Source organism: Ferrovibrio terrae (genome assembly GCF_943372915.1).
GTDB classification, from domain to species: domain Bacteria; phylum Pseudomonadota; class Alphaproteobacteria; order Ferrovibrionales; family Ferrovibrionaceae; genus Ferrovibrio; species Ferrovibrio terrae_A.
The window spans coordinates 1-16,340 of the sequence record NZ_CALSAN010000001.1 but is presented as its reverse complement, the minus strand read 5'-3'; the positions used below and the strand labels follow the sequence as shown (position 1 = coordinate 16,340).

18 protein-coding genes are annotated in these 16,340 nt (G+C 64.1%); 14 read left to right on the top strand and 4 right to left on the bottom strand.

The features are described from left to right. Window positions 1–18: 18 nt before the first annotated feature. Both AAG821_RS00090 and AAG821_RS00085 read left to right on the top strand, forming a co-directional pair. Window positions 19–1,185 (top strand): mandelate racemase/muconate lactonizing enzyme family protein, encoded by a 1,167-nt coding sequence (locus AAG821_RS00090; protein ID WP_341909200.1) that lies wholly within the window; start codon window positions 19–21, stop codon window positions 1,183–1,185. Window positions 1,186–1,251: 66 nt separating this feature from the next. Further along, window positions 1,252–1,494, top strand: a complete 243-nt coding sequence (locus AAG821_RS00085; RefSeq protein ID WP_341909201.1) for a DUF2798 domain-containing protein — start codon at window positions 1,252–1,254, stop codon at window positions 1,492–1,494. A 10-nt stretch (window positions 1,495–1,504) separates the two neighbouring features. Here AAG821_RS00085 and AAG821_RS00080 read toward each other — a convergent pair whose 3' ends face one another. Then, complete coding sequence (locus AAG821_RS00080) at window positions 1,505–2,806, bottom strand: transcription antitermination factor NusB (RefSeq protein ID WP_341909203.1); 1,302 nt, start codon at window positions 2,804–2,806, stop codon at window positions 1,505–1,507. Between the two features lie 136 nt (window positions 2,807–2,942). On the opposite strand from AAG821_RS00080, the gene rpe reads away from it, so the two are divergent. Genes rpe through AAG821_RS00065 form a run of 3 tightly spaced genes read left to right on the top strand, consistent with a single transcriptional unit; the run spans window position 2,943 to window position 5,815 of the window. Beyond that, window positions 2,943–3,617: a ribulose-phosphate 3-epimerase gene (gene rpe / locus AAG821_RS00075; RefSeq protein ID WP_341909205.1), complete on the top strand. Its 675-nt coding sequence runs from the start codon at window positions 2,943–2,945 to the stop codon at window positions 3,615–3,617. A 57-nt stretch (window positions 3,618–3,674) separates the two neighbouring features. Further along, a complete protein-coding gene (locus AAG821_RS00070) occupies window positions 3,675–5,276 on the top strand; it encodes a heparinase II/III family protein (RefSeq protein WP_341909207.1) in 1,602 nt (533 codons plus the stop codon). Continuing rightward, a complete protein-coding gene (locus AAG821_RS00065; protein ID WP_341909209.1) occupies window positions 5,252–5,815 on the top strand; it encodes a HutD family protein in 564 nt (187 codons plus the stop codon). The genes AAG821_RS00070 and AAG821_RS00065 overlap by 25 nt, the downstream gene beginning before the upstream one ends. 2 nt (window positions 5,816–5,817) lie before the next feature. On the opposite strand, the gene AAG821_RS00060 is transcribed toward AAG821_RS00065, so the two are convergent. After that, window positions 5,818–6,813 (bottom strand): adenosine kinase, encoded by a 996-nt coding sequence (locus AAG821_RS00060; protein ID WP_341909211.1) that lies wholly within the window; start codon window positions 6,811–6,813, stop codon window positions 5,818–5,820. 65 nt (window positions 6,814–6,878) lie between these two features. Here AAG821_RS00060 and AAG821_RS00055 point away from each other — a divergent pair, with 65 nt between their 5' ends. From AAG821_RS00055 to AAG821_RS00040, 4 genes are all read left to right on the top strand, one after another. Next, entirely contained in the window at window positions 6,879–8,327 is a 1,449-nt protein-coding gene (locus AAG821_RS00055; RefSeq protein WP_341909213.1) for an amidase family protein, read from the top strand. Next, window positions 8,324–9,001: an EI24 domain-containing protein gene (locus tag AAG821_RS00050; protein ID WP_341909215.1), complete on the top strand. Its 678-nt coding sequence runs from the start codon at window positions 8,324–8,326 to the stop codon at window positions 8,999–9,001. The genes AAG821_RS00055 and AAG821_RS00050 overlap by 4 nt, the downstream gene beginning before the upstream one ends. A gap of 66 nt (window positions 9,002–9,067) precedes the next feature. Continuing rightward, a complete protein-coding gene (locus tag AAG821_RS00045; protein WP_341909217.1) occupies window positions 9,068–9,796 on the top strand; it encodes a polymer-forming cytoskeletal protein in 729 nt (242 codons plus the stop codon). A gap of 37 nt (window positions 9,797–9,833) precedes the next feature. After that, window positions 9,834–10,271: a hypothetical protein gene (locus tag AAG821_RS00040; protein ID WP_341909219.1), complete on the top strand. Its 438-nt coding sequence runs from the start codon at window positions 9,834–9,836 to the stop codon at window positions 10,269–10,271. Here AAG821_RS00040 and AAG821_RS00035 read toward each other — a convergent pair. Next, window positions 10,268–10,726 carry a hypothetical protein gene (locus AAG821_RS00035; protein WP_341909222.1) on the bottom strand — a complete coding sequence of 153 codons (459 nt, stop codon included), beginning with the start codon at window positions 10,724–10,726 and terminating at the stop codon, window positions 10,268–10,270. The genes AAG821_RS00040 and AAG821_RS00035 overlap by 4 nt on opposite strands. A gap of 2 nt (window positions 10,727–10,728) precedes the next feature. After that, window positions 10,729–11,376 (bottom strand): endonuclease III, encoded by a 648-nt coding sequence (nth, locus tag AAG821_RS00030; protein WP_341909224.1) that lies wholly within the window; start codon window positions 11,374–11,376, stop codon window positions 10,729–10,731. Between the two features lie 43 nt (window positions 11,377–11,419). On the opposite strand from nth, the gene AAG821_RS00025 reads away from it, so the two are divergent. The 5 genes from AAG821_RS00025 to AAG821_RS00005 all read left to right on the top strand — a co-directional run. Next, window positions 11,420–12,100 carry a hypothetical protein gene (locus AAG821_RS00025; protein ID WP_341909226.1) on the top strand — a complete coding sequence of 227 codons (681 nt, stop codon included), beginning with the start codon at window positions 11,420–11,422 and terminating at the stop codon, window positions 12,098–12,100. 124 nt (window positions 12,101–12,224) lie between these two features. Next, window positions 12,225–14,393: a methyl-accepting chemotaxis protein gene (locus AAG821_RS00020; RefSeq protein WP_341909228.1), complete on the top strand. Its 2,169-nt coding sequence runs from the start codon at window positions 12,225–12,227 to the stop codon at window positions 14,391–14,393. Between the two features lie 209 nt (window positions 14,394–14,602). After that, window positions 14,603–15,466 (top strand): hypothetical protein, encoded by an 864-nt coding sequence (locus AAG821_RS00015; protein WP_341909230.1) that lies wholly within the window; start codon window positions 14,603–14,605, stop codon window positions 15,464–15,466. 10 nt (window positions 15,467–15,476) lie between these two features. Next, complete coding sequence (locus AAG821_RS00010; RefSeq protein ID WP_341909232.1) at window positions 15,477–15,869, top strand: STAS/SEC14 domain-containing protein; 393 nt, start codon at window positions 15,477–15,479, stop codon at window positions 15,867–15,869. A gap of 147 nt (window positions 15,870–16,016) precedes the next feature. Beyond that, on the top strand, window positions 16,017–16,340 hold a 324-nt coding region (locus tag AAG821_RS00005; protein ID WP_341916187.1), incomplete at its 3' end, for a hypothetical protein.

Genomic DNA, 16,340 nt, shown 5'->3' with positions numbered 1-16,340 from the left:
AGGAGCCTGGATTTAGCCATGCGTATCGTTGAAGTCCGCGAAAAAACCGTCTCGATCGCCTCGCCGATCGCCAATGCCTATATCGATTTCTCCAAGATGACCTGCTCGGTGGTGGCCGTGATCACCGATGTAATCCGTGACGGCAAGCCGGTGGTGGGCTTCGGCTTCAATTCCAACGGCCGCTACGGGCAGGGCGCGCTGATGCGCGAACGCTTTCTGCCGCGTCTGACGGAAGCCAAGCCTGACACACTGATCGACACCGTGCATGACAACCTGGACCCGTTTGCGATCTGGAAGACGCTGATGAGCAACGAGAAGCCCGGCGGCCATGGCGAGCGCTCGGTGGCGGTCGGCACGCTGGACATGGCGGTGTGGGATGCGGTGGCCAAGATCGAGGGCGTGCCGCTGTGGCGCCTGCTGGCCAACCGCTATCGCGGCGGTGTCGCCGATGACAAGGTCTGGGTCTATGCCGCCGGCGGCTATTACTATCCCGGCAAGGATCTCACGGCGCTGCAGGACGAGATGAAAAGCTATCGCGACCGCGGCTATCGCGTCGTGAAAATGAAGATCGGCGGCGAGCCGCTGGCCGATGACCTCAAGCGTATCGAGGCGGTGCTCAAGATCGTCGGTGACGGCCAGAATCTCTGCGTCGACGTGAATGGCCGCTTCGACATCAAGACGGCGATCGAATACGGCAACGCCATCCGGCCCTATAATCTATACTGGTACGAGGAAGTGGGCGATCCGCTGGATTATGCGCTGCAGGCCGAGCTGGGCCGGCATTACGACAAGCCGATGGCGACCGGCGAGAATCTCTTCTCACACCAGGATGCACGCAACCTGATCCGTTTCGGCGGCATGAACAAGGACCGCGATTTCCTGCAGTTCGACTGCGCGCTGTCTTACGGCCTGGTGGAATATCTGCGCACGCTGGATGTGCTGAAGGAGCATGGCTGGTCAAGCCGGCGCGTGGTGCCGCACGGCGGTCACCAGATGTCGCTGAACATTGCCGCCGGGCTGCATCTGGGCGGCAACGAAAGCTATCCCGATGTGTTCAAACCCTTCGGTGGTTTCGCCGATGGCATTGCGGTGCATGACAGCTATGTCAGCTTGCCGCAGATTCCCGGCGTCGGCTTCGAGGCCAAGGCAGAACTCTACGCGGTGATGAAGACGCTGCTCGATTGATCGGGCTCTGGCTGCAGGGCAGGCGATGCGCTAAACATTGCCTGCCCCCCTCGAGCCGGATATCCGATGCAAAAGAAACTCCCCGCCCGTTACAATCTGGTCGCCATGCCGCTGGCGCTGTCTTTCCTGATGACCTTCATCGTCTCGGGAATCTCGACCTTCAATGGCGTGGGCTTTACGCCAGGCGTGGTCGAGAAATGGATGCAGGCCTGGGGCCTGTCCTGGATCGTGGCCTTCCCCACCATGCTCTTCGTGTTTCCGCTGGTGCGGCGCCTGGTCGGCCTGATCGTCGAGCCGCCCAAGGGCTGATCGCGGGAAGTCAGGTTTTCTGCACACAGACGGCGAAGAAGCCGTCCATGCCGCCGCGGCCCGACCACATGGAGGGCAGGGTGCGCAGCGCGCCATCATGGGCCACGGCTTCCGATGGCAGATGCAGTTTGCCGGCATCGGCCGGAATCAGCTCGGCGCCCTGCAGCGCCAGCAGATGGCGGATCTGGTATTCGGCCTCTTCGGGCTGCAGCGAACAGACGCAGTAGACCAGCTTGCCGCCGGGCTTCAGCAGGCTCCAGCTTTTGGCGATCAGCCGGCGCTGCAGGTCGGCCAGCTTGGCGATATCGGTTTCGTCTTTCAGGTAGGGCAGGTCGGGATGGCGGCGGATCGTGCCGGTCGCCGAGCAGGGCGCATCCAGCAGGATGGCGTCAAAGCTCTCCTCCGGCTGCCACTGTTCGATCTCGGCGGTTCTCACGTCGACTTTGAGATGCAGGCGCTTCAGGTTTTCCTTCAATCGCTTCAGCCGCGGCTCCGAGCGGTCGACCGCCATGACACTGGCGCCCAGGGCGGCCAGCTGTGCGGTCTTGCCGCCGGGTGCGGCGCAAAGATCGGCCACGCGCTTGCCGGCCACATCGCCCAGCATTTTCACCGGCAGGGCGGCCGCCGCATCCTGCACCCACCATTCGCCATCGCTGAAGCCCGGCAGGGTTTCGACACCACCGGCGGCCATGCGGCGCAGGCTGCCGGTCGGCAGGATTTCGGCCTCCAGCTTTGCCGCCCAGCCGGCGGCATCGCTTTTCACGCTGATATCCAGCGGCGCTTCCTGCAGATGCGCCAGCGCGATGTCGCGTGCGGTATCCTCGCCATAGGCATTGATCCAGCTGCGCCACAGCCAGTCCGGCGTGTTGGCTTTGGCGGCATCCTGCTCGGCCACAATCGCCGCACCCTCGGTGGCCACCTTGCGCAGCACGGCGTTGATCAGGCCGCGCGGCTTTTTCTGTTCCGGATGCATCAGTTCGACGGCGGAATCGACCGCCGCATGGGCCGGGGCGCCGAGGAACAGCAGTTCGGCGGCGCCCAGCCGCATGGCCTCGCGCGGCAGACCCTTGGGCCACAGGGTGAGGAACTTGCGCAGGACACCGTCGATCTGGCCGCGGCGGCGCAGCGTGGTGGCGACCAGGCGGCGGACAAAGCCGCGATCGCGCTCGCTCAGGTCGCGGAAGCCGCTTTTGCCATCGAGCAGCGCATCATCCAGCGCGCGGCCCTTGCCCAGCACCATGTCGACCAGATTGGCGGCCACGCGGCGCGAGGTGATGACAGGAACGGTGGGGAAGGCGGAGTTGTCGGACATCGCCGTGTTCTAGCCCCCGTCCGGCCGGGAGGAAAGGCGATTCGGCCATAAAAAGCCCGGATTCGCCGTGGTTTGTGACCGGATGCCGCGATCCCGCTTGCTTGGCGTAGACCCCCAAATTTGCTAAGCCTGCCCCATGCCGCAGCAAGCCACCCGAATCGCCCCCTCGATCCTCTCGGCCGACTTCGCCCAGCTGGGTGCCGAGGTCGCCGCCATCGACAAGGCCGGCGCCGATTACATCCATATCGATGTCATGGACGGCCATTTCGTGCCGAACCTGACCATCGGCCCCAGTGTAGTGGGTGCGCTCCGCAAGCACACGAAAAAGCCCTTCGACGTGCATCTGATGATCTCGCCGGTCGATGCCTTCGTGCCGCAGTTTGCCGAGGCCGGCGCCGATATCATCACCGTGCATCCGGAAGCCGGCCCGCATGTGCATCGCACGCTGCAGCTGATCCGCTCGCTGGGCAAGAAGGCCGGCCTGTCGCTCAATCCCGGCACTCCGGTGGAAACGGCCCTCGCCGTGCTCGACATGGTCGACCTGGTGCTGGTGATGAGCGTCAATCCCGGTTTCGGCGGGCAGAAGTTCATCCACACCCAGCTCGACAAGATCCGCATCCTGCGTCGGGCGATCGATGCCTCGGGGCGCGCCATCGATCTCGAAGTCGATGGCGGCATCAATGCCGAAACGGCGCAGCTGGCGGTCGATGCCGGCGCCGATGTGCTGGTGGCCGGCACCGCCACCTTCCAGGGCGGCCCCTCGGCCTATGCCGAGAATATTGCGCGGGTGCGCGCAAAATCATCCAAGTGAGATAACGTGACTGCGGCATCGCTGCAGGATTCCCCCGGAGCAAGATTGCGGCGTCGGGTGGCGGCTGCCTGGCATGGCACGCGGTTTTATGCGCTGACGCTGCCGCGCCAGGCCCCGCTTGAACTGCCGGCGCTGCCCGATGATCCATGGCCCGGCAGTGCGTCCAATGCCGACCGCCTGTTCCAGGGCCGTTTCCTGTTTGCCGGCGCCGAGGTTGTCTCGCCGCATGCCGCGCCCTGGTCGCTATCGGCCGCCGATGCTGGGCTCGATCCCGTCAGTCATGCCGCCTGGGCCGCCGGTCTGCATGGCTTTGTCTGGCTGCGCGATTTTGCCACCCAGGGCGGCGACATGGCCCGTCGCATGGCCCGCAGCCTGGTGGCCGACTGGATCGCCAAGCATGCCCAGGTGATCCATGGCCTGCCCTGGAAGCCCGAGATCGCCGGCCGTCGCCTCACCCAATGGCTGCTGGCGGCGCATTTCCTGCTCGATGGCGCCGACGACACCTTCGGCCATGATTTCCTGCTCAGCATTGCCCGTCATGCGGCGCATCTGAAACGCGCCATGGAGATGGCACCGCCAGGCCTGCCGCGTTTCGAGGCTGCGCTTGGCGCGGTCTATGGCGCGGAGGCACTGGGCGCGGCGCAGGATACAGTGGCGATCCGCGCCCTCGATGCGGCGCTGTCAGCGCAGGTCTTTGCCGATGGCGGCCATGCCTCGCGCAATCCGTCCGCGCTGTATCGCGTACTGCGCGATGTGGTGGCGCTGTGGCATTTCCTGCGCGCGGTCGATCCCGAACGTGCCGCGCTGCTGCAGCCGCATCTGGACCGCATGGCGCCGATGCTGCGCTTTTTCCGCCACGGCGATGGCGGCCTGGCGCTGTTCCATGGTGCCGAGGAAGAGGTCGCGGCGCAGATCGACCTGGTGCTTGATCTGTCCGAGGCCAAGGGCAAGCCGCTCACCTCCGCCACGCTCAGCGGCTATGAGCGCGCCGCCGCCAAGCGCGCCCTGCTGCTGCTGGATGCGGGGGGGCTGCCACCGGTGCTGTCTGGCACCCAGCCGCATCGCGGGCTGTTGGCCTTCGAGTTCAGCTGGGGCAAGGATCGCCTGATCGTGAACTGCGGTGCCGCGCGCCGGCCGGGCGGCAACTGGGCGGCGGCCCTCAGCGGCGCGGCAGCCCATTCCACCCTCTGCCTGGGCAATGTCGAGCCGACAGCGACGGCGGCCGTGCGGGTCACCCGCAACGAGCAGGATGGCGCCATCTGGTTCGAGGCCGACCATGACAGCTGGCGCACCGCCTACAACCGGTTGTATCGCCGCCGGCTTTACCTTTCGGCCGGTGGAGAAGATCTCCGCGGCGAGGAAATCGTCACCGAAGCATCTGCCTCGGCGACTGGTGGCATGCCCGTGGAAGCGGTGCTGCGCCTGCATCTGCATCCCGGCATGCATGCCTCATTGATCGGCAGCGGCGATACCGTGATCCTGAAAAGCGCCAGCGGCCAGGGCTGGCGCTGGCGCGGCATGGGCGGCATGGTGCGGCTGGAAGACAGCGTGTATCTTGGCAGTGGCGGCGACGTGCGCCGCACGCAGCAGATCGTTATGGCCGGATCGGCCGGGGCAGAAGAGCTGATATTCAAATGGGCCCTGACAAAAATCAATTAGGCAAATCACGCACCGGCGGTGCCGAACCGCCGCGCACGTCTGCGGCCGATGCCAACACGCTGATCGCGCTGTCGGCGCTGGATGCGCAGCCATGGAAGAATGGCGGCGGCACCACCTACCAGATTGCGGTCGATCCGCCGGGCGCGGACACCACCGGATTCCGCTGGCGCATCAGCCGCGCGGTGATCGAAAAAGATGGGCCCTTCTCGTCCTTCCCCAATGTCTCGCGCTGGATCACGCTGATTTCCGGCCCCGGCTTCACCATGGATTTCGCCGACGGCACCAGCTTCGAGGTGACCAAGCCCTTCGTCGCCTACTGGTTCGATGGCGGTCTGGGCGTGACCTGCCGCCTGAAGGACGGCCGCCCGGCCACGGTGATCAATGTGATGGCGCAGAATGACGTGGTGATGCGGGTCAACGTCTCCGCCAACCGCGCCGCGCTGCCGACCTCTGGCCACGCCATCATCTCGGCGTTTGGTGCCTCGGTACGGCTGGATGACCGCCACGTGCTGACCGCGGCGGTCGATCGGCCCTTTTAGGATCAGCCCTTCAGGGCTTCGGCGACGAAGGGCTTGAGCGGCTTTTGCGGCCGGGGGCCGATATGGGCGATCACCTCGGCGGCGCAGAGCGAGCCGAGCCGGCCAGCGGCATGCAGGTCGAAATCATGGGTGAAGCCATAGAGGAAACCGGCGGCATAGAGATCGCCGGCGCCGGTGGTGTCGATCACCTGCACGCCCTTCACGGCGTCGATGATATGCACCTCCTCGCCGGCCAGGATCACCGAGCCCTTCTCCGAACGGGTCAGCGCCGCCACATCGACATGATGGCGCACGTGCTGCAAAGCGGAGTCGAAGTCCTTCACCTGGTACAGCGCGGTGATCTCGGCCTCATTGGCGAACAGGATGTCGATATGGTGTTCGACCAGATGGCGGAACTCGTCGCGATGACGGTCGACGCAGAAACTGTCGGACAGCGACATCGCCACCTTGCGACCGGCATCATGCGCCAGACGCATCGCCTTGCGCATGCCTTCCTTGGCCATCGGCTGGTCCCAAAGATACCCTTCCAGATAGGTGATCTCGGCGGCATTCACGGCCGCGGCTTCGATATCGTCCGGCGTTAGGTCGATCGAGGCGCCGAGATAGGTGTTCATGGTGCGCTGCGCATCCGGCGTCACCATGATCAGGCAGCGCGCGGTGGATGGCCCGTCAGTGGCCGGCGTGGTGTCGTACTGCACGCCCATGGCCTTGATGTCGCGGGCAAACACATCGCCAAGAGAGTCGTTGCGCACCCGGCCGATGAACTGCACGCTGCCGCCCAGCGCGGCAATACCCGCCGCGGTGTTGGCCGCCGAGCCGCCGGACACTTCCACCGTTTCACCCATGGCACCATAGAGCTGCTCGGCCCGGCCGCCATCGATCAGGGTCATGCCGCCCTTGGGCATGCCATGCTCGTCGAGGAAGGCGTTGTCGACGCGGGCCAGCACGTCGACAATGGCATTGCCGATGGCGAGCACGTTATTGCGGGGCTTGGTCATAGGATGCTTTCCCGGAGCGGATGATTCTCGTTACTCTCTACCGGTTCGACAGAAGGAAGGCAAATATGGACGCGTTGATTAAGATGACCGCCCGCCAGGCCGTGGCAGCCCTCAAGGCCCGCGAGGTAACGCCGGCCGAGCTGATCGATGCCGCCGCCGCCCGGATTGCCCAGGTCGAACCCAAGGTCAATGCCCTGCCCACGCTGTGCCTGGATCGCGCCCGGGCGCTGGCGGCCAAACTGGTGCCGCCCGATCCGGCGCCGCCGGGCTATCTCTACGGCCTGCCGATCGCCACCAAGGATCTGGTCGATGTGGCCGGCGTGCGGTCCACCCAGGGCAGCCGGGTGTTTGCCGATCATGTGCCGACCAAGTCCGGCTGGTCGGTAGAACGGCTGGAAAGCAATGGCGCGCTGATCATCGCCAAGTCCAACACGCCCGAATTCGGCGCCGGCTCGCAGACCTTCAACGATGTGTTTGGCACCACCACCAATCCGTGGAACACGGCGACCACGCCGGCCGGGTCATCGGGCGGCGCCGCCGCAGCGCTGGCAGCCGGCGAGGTGTGGCTGGCCGATGGTTCCGATCTCGGCGGCAGCTTGCGCATCCCGGCCAGCTTTACCGGCGTGGTCGGCCTGCGCCCGTCGCCCGGCCGCGTCGCCTTCGGGCCGCGTGCCCTGCCGTTCGATGCCCTGTCGGTCTATGGCCCGATGGGCCGCACGGTGGGCGATACCGCGCTGATGCTGGATGCGATGAGCGGCCTCGATCCGCGCGATCCGCTCAGCCTGCCGGCGCCCGAGCGCAGCTATGTCTCCGTGGTCGATCACGCCATGGTCACCGGCCGGCTGCCGAGCCGTTTCGCCGGCGGCTGCCGCGTCGGCTGGACGCCTGATCTGGGCCTGTCGCCGGTCGATCCTGAAGTGCTGGCGCTGTGCGAGGCGGCGGTGAAGCGGATCGCCGGTCTGGGCGCCGCCGTCAGCGAGGATGTGCCCGATTTCAGCGGCGCGGAGGAGTGTTTCCAGACGCTGCGCGCCGCCAATTTCGCCGTCACCGTCTGGCCCAAGATCAAGGACAAGACCGATCTGGTGAAGCCGGAAGTGATCTGGAATGCCGAGAAGGGGCTCAAGCTCACCGGCATCGAGAAGGCCGATGCGCTGCGTATCCAGGGCCTGATCTACAACCGTCTCGTCGCTTTCTTCGAGAAACACGATTTCCTGGTGCTGCCCACCTGCGTGGCGCCGCCCTTCGACCACCGCAAGCGCTATCTGGAAGAGGTCGCCGGCCGCAAGTTCGACACCTACATTTCCTGGCTGGTGCTCACCTTTGCCATCACCATCACCGGCACGCCGGCGATTTCGATCCCCTGCGGCTTTACCCGCAGCGGCCTGCCCGTCGGGCTGCAGATCGTGGCGCGGCCGCGCGGCGAAGCCGAGCTGCTGGCGTTTTCGGCGCTGCTGGAAGCCGATTTCGGCCTCAGCGGCCAGGTGCCGGTCGATCCGCGAGACGGCACTGCATGATCGCACCGGCCTTCACACGCGCCCTGGCGCAACTGCCCGACCCGGCCTTCCGCAGCGTGCTGGTCAAGTCGCTGCTGGTCAGCGCCACGGTCTTCGTGCTGCTGGCCATCGGGCTCTGGGCCGGCCTGCTGGTGGTGCCGGAAACCGGCTATGGCTGGCTCGACTGGGTGATCGGCGCCCTGTCCAGCCTCGGTTTGCTGATCGGCATGATGTTGCTGTTTCCCGCCCTCATGACCGCGGCAATCAGCCTTTTCCTGGATGATATCGCGGCAGCCGTCGAGGCACGCTATTACCCCACTGACGCGCCGGGCCGTCCCGTGGCCACCGCACCGGCGCTGTGGGCGGCGCTGCGCTTTCTCGGCATCGTTCTTGTGGTCAATATCGTGCTGCTGCCGCTCTATGCCATTCTGCTGTTCTTCCCGCCGCTGCTGTATGGCCTGTCGCTGCTGGTGAACGGTTATCTGGTCGGGCGGGAATATTTCGAGGCGGTTGCGTTTCGCTATCAGCCTAGGCGTGAGGCTGATCTGCTGCGTCGTCGCCGGCGGGGCGATGTCTGGCTCTGCGGTGTGCTTATTGTCCTTCTGTTAACCATTCCTCTCGTAAATTTTCTCGTCCCGATTGTGGCAACTGCTTTCATGGTTCACGTCTACAAACGGTTGCGGGCGACGGGCTGACCATCAATTCCGGCATTGCGGGTTGGCTGCCGGGTGGCGCATGTTGGGGACCAGAGGAGACCGTCCATGTTTGGTCGCAAGAAGCCGAGCACCGATAGTGCCGCGATGATGCCGCCGGCACCGCCTGCCCAGGGCGACTCAAAACAGGCCGAGTTGATGCCGATCGAACCGAAGCAGCCCGAACTGGCTGCTGCTCCGATCAAGGCGATCGATGATGAATTGCCGCCGATGCCCAGTCACCTGCGTGCCGTCGGCAAACCCGTTCTGCCCGCCACCGCCCCCGTTACAGCAACCGCAGGAGCCACCGTTATGGCCGAAGTTACACCGCCCACCCCGACCTTCCGTCCCGAGATCGCCAAGCGCCCGGTCGATCTGGCCCCCAAGACTGTGGTGCAGGCTGGCGGCTCTGGCGCGCCGGCGGGCAAGTCCGAACATCATGCCGAGCCGAAGGTGCTGTTGATCGGCCGCGAAATCAGCCTCACCGGCCAGATCACCGCCTGCGACAAGGTGGTGGTGGAAGGTCGCGTCGAGGCCCAGCTGACCGAGAGCCGGTTTGTCGAAATCACCGAAACCGGGCAGTTCAAGGGCTCGGCCGAGGTCGATGAAGCCGAAATCCGTGGCCGTTTCGAGGGCCGCCTCAGCGTGCGCGGCCGCCTGCTGATCCGCGGCACCGGCAAGGTTTCGGGCGAGATCGCCTATGGCCAGGTCGAGATCGAATGTGGCGGCGAGATTTCCGGCACGGTGCAGACCGTGGCCGCGGGTGGCCGTCTGGCTTCGCCGGCTGCTGCCGAATAGTTGTCCTGATCATATCGTTGCGTTTAAGCTGCGCGGCGTGAAAACGCCGCGCATTCTTTTTGCCCTGCCTTTGCTGCTCGCGCTTGTCGCCTGCGGCAGCCGGCCGGCCCCCACCACCACCGGCGTCATGCCCGGTGAAGAGCTCGATCTGTCACTGGTGCATCAAAGCCCCAATGAGGCGCCGCGCCGCGCCGTCAGTGCCGATGTGGTGCGCAAGACCGAGGCCGAGGCGCGCGCCCTGTTCGGTACACCCACCGCGTTGCGACGCGAGCCGCCGGGCGAGGTCTGGCAGTATCAGTCCGAAGTGCCGCGCTGCACCCTGCTGCTGTTCCTCTATCCCGACGATGCCGCCGCACGCCTGCGCGTGAGCCATGCCCAGGTGCTGAGCCGCGTGCGGGGCCAGACGGTGGATGACAGCGACTGCCTGGCTGCCTTGCTGAAGACCACGCCGCCACCGGCGCGGCCGGTTTCCTAAGTCAGAAATTCGGCACGGAAGGCGCTGTATGTCAGCACGCGTATATGTGGCGCAGCTGATGTAAGGCGTGCTGCAAACTTTTTGTCTTCAGTAACGAACACATCACAGTATTTCTCAGCTGCGGTTCCCAGAACCTCATCTTCCGATTTTGTTGGACGATTTCTTTGTATTGCGCTCAGGCGAAAGGATTCCTCTGGGCCCGCCCAGCTACTTTCTCCCCATTTTGATAAATCCCAAAGGGCAGACGGTGTGTTTTTCCGATTGGTTGTTAGTCGAAAGAAAATACTCAGCAACGCTTCTCTCTCGTCTTTTTCTGGATTCTTTCTTATTTCATCTTCCTGAATGTGAGTTGTTATCACGCTGATTTTGTCGGCAGAAATGAGTGCGGAAATCCGTTCGGCATCGCCATGCTTCAGGATCGCGTCATAGGCATTGCTGTCAAACATCACGCGCATGGTCAGGCTTCGTCCGGGGCCCTGGTCTTGGGCTTGAAGCTGCAGTCGACGGCCACCACGCAGCGCCAGCAGTCGGGTTTGCGCGCCTTGCAGATATAGCGGCCATGCAGGATCAGCCAGTGATGGGCATGCTGGCGGTATTTCGCCGGCACCACCTTTTCAAGTTTGAGCTCCACCTCCAGCGGGTTCTTGCCCTTCGCCATGCCGGTGCGGTTGCCGACCCGGAAGATATGCGTATCCACCGCAATCGTCGGCTCGCCCCACAGCACGTTCAGCACTACATTGGCGGTCTTGCGGCCCACGCCGGGCAGGGCCTGCAGCGCATCGCGGTCGCGCGGTACATCGCCGCCATGCCTGTCCACCAGGATCTGCGACAGGGCGATCACATTCTTGGCCTTGGCATTGAACAGCCCGATGGTCTTGATGTGCTGTTTCAGACCGTCTTCGCCCAGTTTCAGCATCTGTGCCGGCGTGGTCACGATCTTGAACAGGTCTTTGGTCGCCTTGTTCACGCCCACATCGGTGGCCTGGGCCGACAGCACCACGGCCACCAGCAGGGTATAGGCATTCACAAAATTCAGCTCAGTCTGCGGCTCAGGATTGGCGGCCGACAGCGTGGCGAAGAAATGCTCGATCTGGGCGGGTTTCATGAGGCTTGTCTGACAGGGGCTGGTCAGTGATCTTTAGACCCTGATGAAAGTCTTAGGCAAGCTTGCCCTGCTGCTGATCCTGCTCGCCGCGCCGGTGCCCGCATCCGTGGTGGTGGCGCAGGAGCAATGCCGGCTGCCCTCGCGCATCACCGTCGCGCCCTGCCCGAACCAGAGCCGCGAGGAGGCGCGCGGCACCAAGGGCGATTTCGACCATTACATCCTGAGCTTCAGCTGGTCGCCGGCTTTCTGCACCAGCCCGGCGGCCAAGCGGGCCACGCTGCAATGCCGCGACAACCAGTTCGGCTGGATCATCCACGGGCTGTGGCCGCAATATGCGCAGCCGCGGGCCGGCCAGCGCTGGCCACAATATTGTGCGGCCGTGGCGCCGGTGCCCGAGGCGGTGCTGCGCCGCCATCTGTGCAGCTCACCTGATCCGCGGCTGATGCAATGCGAATGGGCCAAGCATGGCAGCTGCAGCGATTTTGCCACGCCGGCCGAGTATTTTGCCGCCCAGGTGGGGGTCGCCACCAGATTGACCCTGCCCGAGCCGCGGCCGGGCCAGTCGGTGCAGGCCTTCATGGCTGCCGTTGTCGCCGCCAACGATGATTCCCACGGACATGACCGCCTGCAGCAGCGGCATCTGCGGGTGATCGGCGGGTCTGAGGGTATTCGTGAATTACGCATCTGCCTGGAGCGTGACCTGGTGCGGTATCGCGCCTGCTGATGTCTTCTATTCAAAAACCACAGAGGGAATAAAAGAGCGGTCTATACCCCCGTGGCTATTGTTAAGCCCGCACGCTTCCTGTGAAATCCTGCCTGCAACTGTATGTTGCCGGGAGGAAACCATAATGTTGAAGCGCTCCATCGCGGCGCGGCTGATCGCCGCCATGCTCGGGATCACCGTCGCCGCCATCGCGGTTATCGCCGGCTACATGTTCATCAAGCAGGTGAGCACCGCCGAGGGCGATCTGCGCGATGATCTGCTGGCGAATTACGCCGCGGTGCTGGAGGCGATCGATTTCGAAGGCCGCACGGCGTCGAGCGTCAGCAGCGCGTTGAGCGGCCTGCGCGCCCTGCAGGAAGCGGTGGCGAGCGGTGATCGTGCGGCCGGCCTGGCCCTGCTGGCCGAGCCGATGAAGACGGTGCGCGAGCGCGAGGGTATCGGCCTGATCACTGTCCAGACCCCCACCGGTGTGGCTTTCCTGCGCGCCCATTCGCCGGCCAATTTCGGTGACAATGTGCTGAGCCGGCGCCAGACGGTGAAGCAGGCCATCGATACCGGCAAGGCGCATACCGGCATCGAACCGGGCCGCGAAACCCTCAGCCTGTTCTCGTCGCATCCGTTGCGCCTGGACGGCAAGCTGATCGGCGTGGTCGATACCGGCATCGCGCTGGGTGAGGAATTCCTCCAGCGCATGAAGCGCCGCCTCAATGTCGAACTCACCATTCACCTGCTGGCGGATGACAAGCTCAGTGTCTATTCCAGTACCTTTGCCGAAAAGACCACCATCGGCGAGGCCGAATACCGCGCCGCGCTGAATGGCGAAACCGTGCTGCGCCATACCCGGCTGAAGGGCCGCGACAGCGCCACGTTGGCCATGCCGCTGAAGAACTTCTCCGGTAAGCCAATTGCGGTGGTCGAGATCGTTGCCGATCGCGAGAAACAGGCCGCACAGCAACGCCAGGAATTGCTGATCCTGTCGCTGCTGGCCCTGGTCACGCTGATCGCCACCGGTGCCGTGGCCGTGATCTTGTCGCGCGGCCTGGTTCGTCCGATCGCAGCCATGACCGGCGCCATGCAGACGCTGGCCGCCGGCAATCTGGACAGCGAGATTCCCGCGCAGGATCGCGTCGATGAACTGGGCGCGATGGCAAAGGCCGTGCAGGTATTCCGCGAGCAGGCGATGGACAACCGCCGCATGTCGGCCGAACGCGCCAGCCAGCGCCAGGCCTTCGAGGAGCAGCGTCAGGCCCAGGAGGCCGAGCTGGACCGCTCCATCGGCACCATTGTTGCCGCCGCTGCCGAAGGCGACATGAGTGCGCGCATCGCCGTCGACAACATGGAGGGCGTGATGCGGCGTCTGGGCGATGGCGTCAACACGCTGGTCGCCACCACCGATGCGGCGCTGAAGGAACTGGGCCGTGTGCTGGCGCGGTTGGCCGATGGCGATCTCAGCGGTCGCGTCGAAGGCAGATATGCCGGCGTGTTCGCCGAACTGCAGCAGGCGACCAACCGCATGGCCGAGCGCATCAGTGAAGTGGTGCGCGGCCTGTCGGAGAATGCGGAAGCGGTCAATGCCGCGGCTGCGGAAATCTCCACCGGCAGCCAGGATCTGGCCAGCCGCACGGAATCACAGGCCGCCTCAATTGAAGAGACAGCCGCGTCGATGCACGAAATCACCACCACAGTGAAGCAGAATGCGGATAACGCCCAGGCCGCCAACCAGCTGGCGGTTGTTGCGCGCGACACGGCGCAAAAGGGCGGCAGCGTGGTCGCCGAGGCGGTCACCGCCGTGACCCAGATCGAGGACAGTGCCCGCAAGATCAGCGACATTGTCGGCCTGATCGACGAGATCGCCTTCCAGACCAACCTGCTGGCGCTGAACGCCAGCGTTGAGGCTGCGAGGGCAGGTGAAGCCGGCAAGGGCTTCGCTGTCGTGGCGCAGGAGGTGCGTGCGCTCGCGCAGCGCTCGGCCAATGCATCGAAGGACATCAAGGCGCTGATCCAGGCCTCCAATACCCAGGTCAAGACCGGCGCCAGCCTGGTCAACCAGACCGGCGGGTCGCTCACCGAGATCGTCGGTGCCATCAAGAAGGTGGCTGATATCGTGGCCGAGATCGCGGCGGCCTCGCGCGAGCAGGCCACCGGCCTGGAGCAGGTCAACACCGCGGTGGGCAGCATGGACGAGATGACCCAGCGCAACGGCGCCCTGGTGGAAGAGACTTCGGCTTCGGCCCAGGCGCTCGCCGGACAGGCGCGCCAGCTGGCGCAGCTGGTTGGTTTCTTCCGCCTTTGAGCTGGGCCGCACCCGTACACCGTGTCATGGTGCCGATCCGGACGTGAAAACAGGCCGGATCGGCAGGGTTGCCGGCAGCGGGATTCCCTAAGTTATTGATTCTTAATGTCTTGGCTTGCGTCGATTCTGATAGAATCTGACATGGATTAATGCAACCTAAATCGCTAATGTTGCTTTATTAAGCGATAGAATCAGTCAAAGGTAGTGTTGTGACCCAGACGGTGGAGACAGCCAGATTGCGGCGCGAAACATTGCGCCTGCTGGCCCAGGTCGAGAAGCAGGGCCTCGATATCGCCGAGGCCTATCGTCATGGCTATGAAATCTCTGCCCAGTTCACCGACTTCAAGCGCTTCATTGAGAAGGTCGACCATTTCTATGTCTTCATCGATCTGGTCGAGGAACGCCTGCCGGGCTTTGACGGTGACAAGCGGCAGTCGCTGACCCGCCATCTCGCCGATATCCGCTGGCGCATCACCATTGTCGAAGTCGACACCACGCAGATTTTCCTGGTGCGCATCGGCGAGACGCGTAAGCCCTGGCCGCTGGGCAGCCGCGAATTCCTGCAGCGCCGGCTCAGTCGCCTGGGCGATATCGCCGCCTATTACGACCAGTTTGGCGAACGCTATCAGCTGACGCCATTGAGTGATGTGATGCTGCGCGCGGTGGAAAACCTGCTGAAGGCGCAGATTGAACTGGCGCCGGCGCTGGCCGATTTCTCCGACTATGCCGCCAGCTACATGGTACCGACCGGCGATGCCGTGCGGCCGCAGGACATGGCCTTGCGCCTGGATCGCGGCAGTACCCGTCGCCCGGCGCAACCCAAGGCACCGCCACGACTGCCGCCGCCGCCATTCCGCGTGCGCGAGATGGAGGGGCGCTTTTATGCCGAGCGCGACGGCATCGTCGCGGTGAGCGAGGTGTGCCGCAATGCCAATTTCTCGCTCGATCAGTTGGCCAGCCGCATGGGCGTCAGCCGGCCGACTCTGGTGCTGATGTTGAACGGCAGCGATCCGATGACGCGGCCGATGATGGAGCAATTGCAGACTTTCCTCGACAAGCACGGCCATATCTGACGGCAATCGCGTGTCTGCCACCTGCGAGCATCTGGCCTATGAGATCGATGCAGCAACGCGCATCATCACGGTCGTCTATATTGGCGCGTTAACGGATGATGAGGTTGTCGCCTTCTATGCCAACCTCGTCGAGCAGCATGCCGATGCACCGAATTACGATTATCTGATCGACATGCGTTACACCGACTGGCTTGCAACACCGGCTGCGATTGCCGGGATCGATGCTGTGTACAGCCGTATTGGCTCGGACTATCGCCGGCATGTTGCCATCGTGCGGAAGAATGCGGCGACAACCAATAAGCTGCAGGAAAATGTGCTGCGGCAGGGCCTGAAAGATCGCGTTATCCGCTATTTCACCGATATAACCCTGGCGCGGAGCTGGCTGAGGGCACTCTCGACATAACCTCGACATTGCAGCAGGCGGCAGTTGTTCGCGCTATAGTCATGCGAGGCATTACCATTTGGACACTCTACCCGGAAAGTAATATCGGCCGCGGGGATTGTTCTCTACTCTGGGGTCACGGCGATTTGTCGTGACGGGAGGTCTGCCATGCAGGCGACCACAAACAAAGTTTCGGGCCGGGATGCAGCCCTGGCGATGATCGCGCAGGTCGAGCGCCAGGCCATGGGCATTGCCAAGCGCTATGCTGGTGGCAGCGGCATCACTGACCGCTATGCCGATTTCCAGACCTTCATCGGCCAGCTGGGCGAATTCCAGCTGTTCATCGACATGGTGGAAAACCGGCTGGGTGCATTCGAGCCGGAGAAGCAGGCGGCCCAGGCCAAGAATCTGGCGGTCATCCGCTGGGGCATGCTGCAGATGGAAGTCGAGGCGAGCAGCATCTTCCTCGATCGCATGCTCGCCAGCGGCAAG

Excerpts from the sequence above, each read along its gene's own strand:
- AAG821_RS00025 (WP_341909226.1), top strand. The coding sequence starts at position 11,420 with ATGAAAGTCTTAGGCAAGCTTGCCCTGCTGCTGATCCTGCTCGCCGCG.
- AAG821_RS00055 (WP_341909213.1), top strand. The coding sequence starts at position 6,879 with ATGGACGCGTTGATTAAGATGACCGCCCGCCAGGCCGTGGCAGCCCTC.
- AAG821_RS00090 (WP_341909200.1), top strand. The coding sequence starts at position 19 with ATGCGTATCGTTGAAGTCCGCGAAAAAACCGTCTCGATCGCCTCGCCG.
- AAG821_RS00020 (WP_341909228.1), top strand. The coding sequence starts at position 12,225 with ATGTTGAAGCGCTCCATCGCGGCGCGGCTGATCGCCGCCATGCTCGGG.
- nth (WP_341909224.1), bottom strand. The coding sequence starts at position 11,376 with ATGAAACCCGCCCAGATCGAGCATTTCTTCGCCACGCTGTCGGCCGCC.
- AAG821_RS00045 (WP_341909217.1), top strand. The coding sequence starts at position 9,068 with ATGTTTGGTCGCAAGAAGCCGAGCACCGATAGTGCCGCGATGATGCCG.
- AAG821_RS00035 (WP_341909222.1), bottom strand. The coding sequence starts at position 10,726 with ATGCGCGTGATGTTTGACAGCAATGCCTATGACGCGATCCTGAAGCAT.
- AAG821_RS00085 (WP_341909201.1), top strand. The coding sequence starts at position 1,252 with ATGCAAAAGAAACTCCCCGCCCGTTACAATCTGGTCGCCATGCCGCTG.
- AAG821_RS00050 (WP_341909215.1), top strand. The coding sequence starts at position 8,324 with ATGATCGCACCGGCCTTCACACGCGCCCTGGCGCAACTGCCCGACCCG.
- AAG821_RS00065 (WP_341909209.1), top strand. The coding sequence starts at position 5,252 with ATGGGCCCTGACAAAAATCAATTAGGCAAATCACGCACCGGCGGTGCC.
- AAG821_RS00060 (WP_341909211.1), bottom strand. The coding sequence starts at position 6,813 with ATGACCAAGCCCCGCAATAACGTGCTCGCCATCGGCAATGCCATTGTC.
- rpe (WP_341909205.1), top strand. The coding sequence starts at position 2,943 with ATGCCGCAGCAAGCCACCCGAATCGCCCCCTCGATCCTCTCGGCCGAC.
- AAG821_RS00080 (WP_341909203.1), bottom strand. The coding sequence starts at position 2,806 with ATGTCCGACAACTCCGCCTTCCCCACCGTTCCTGTCATCACCTCGCGC.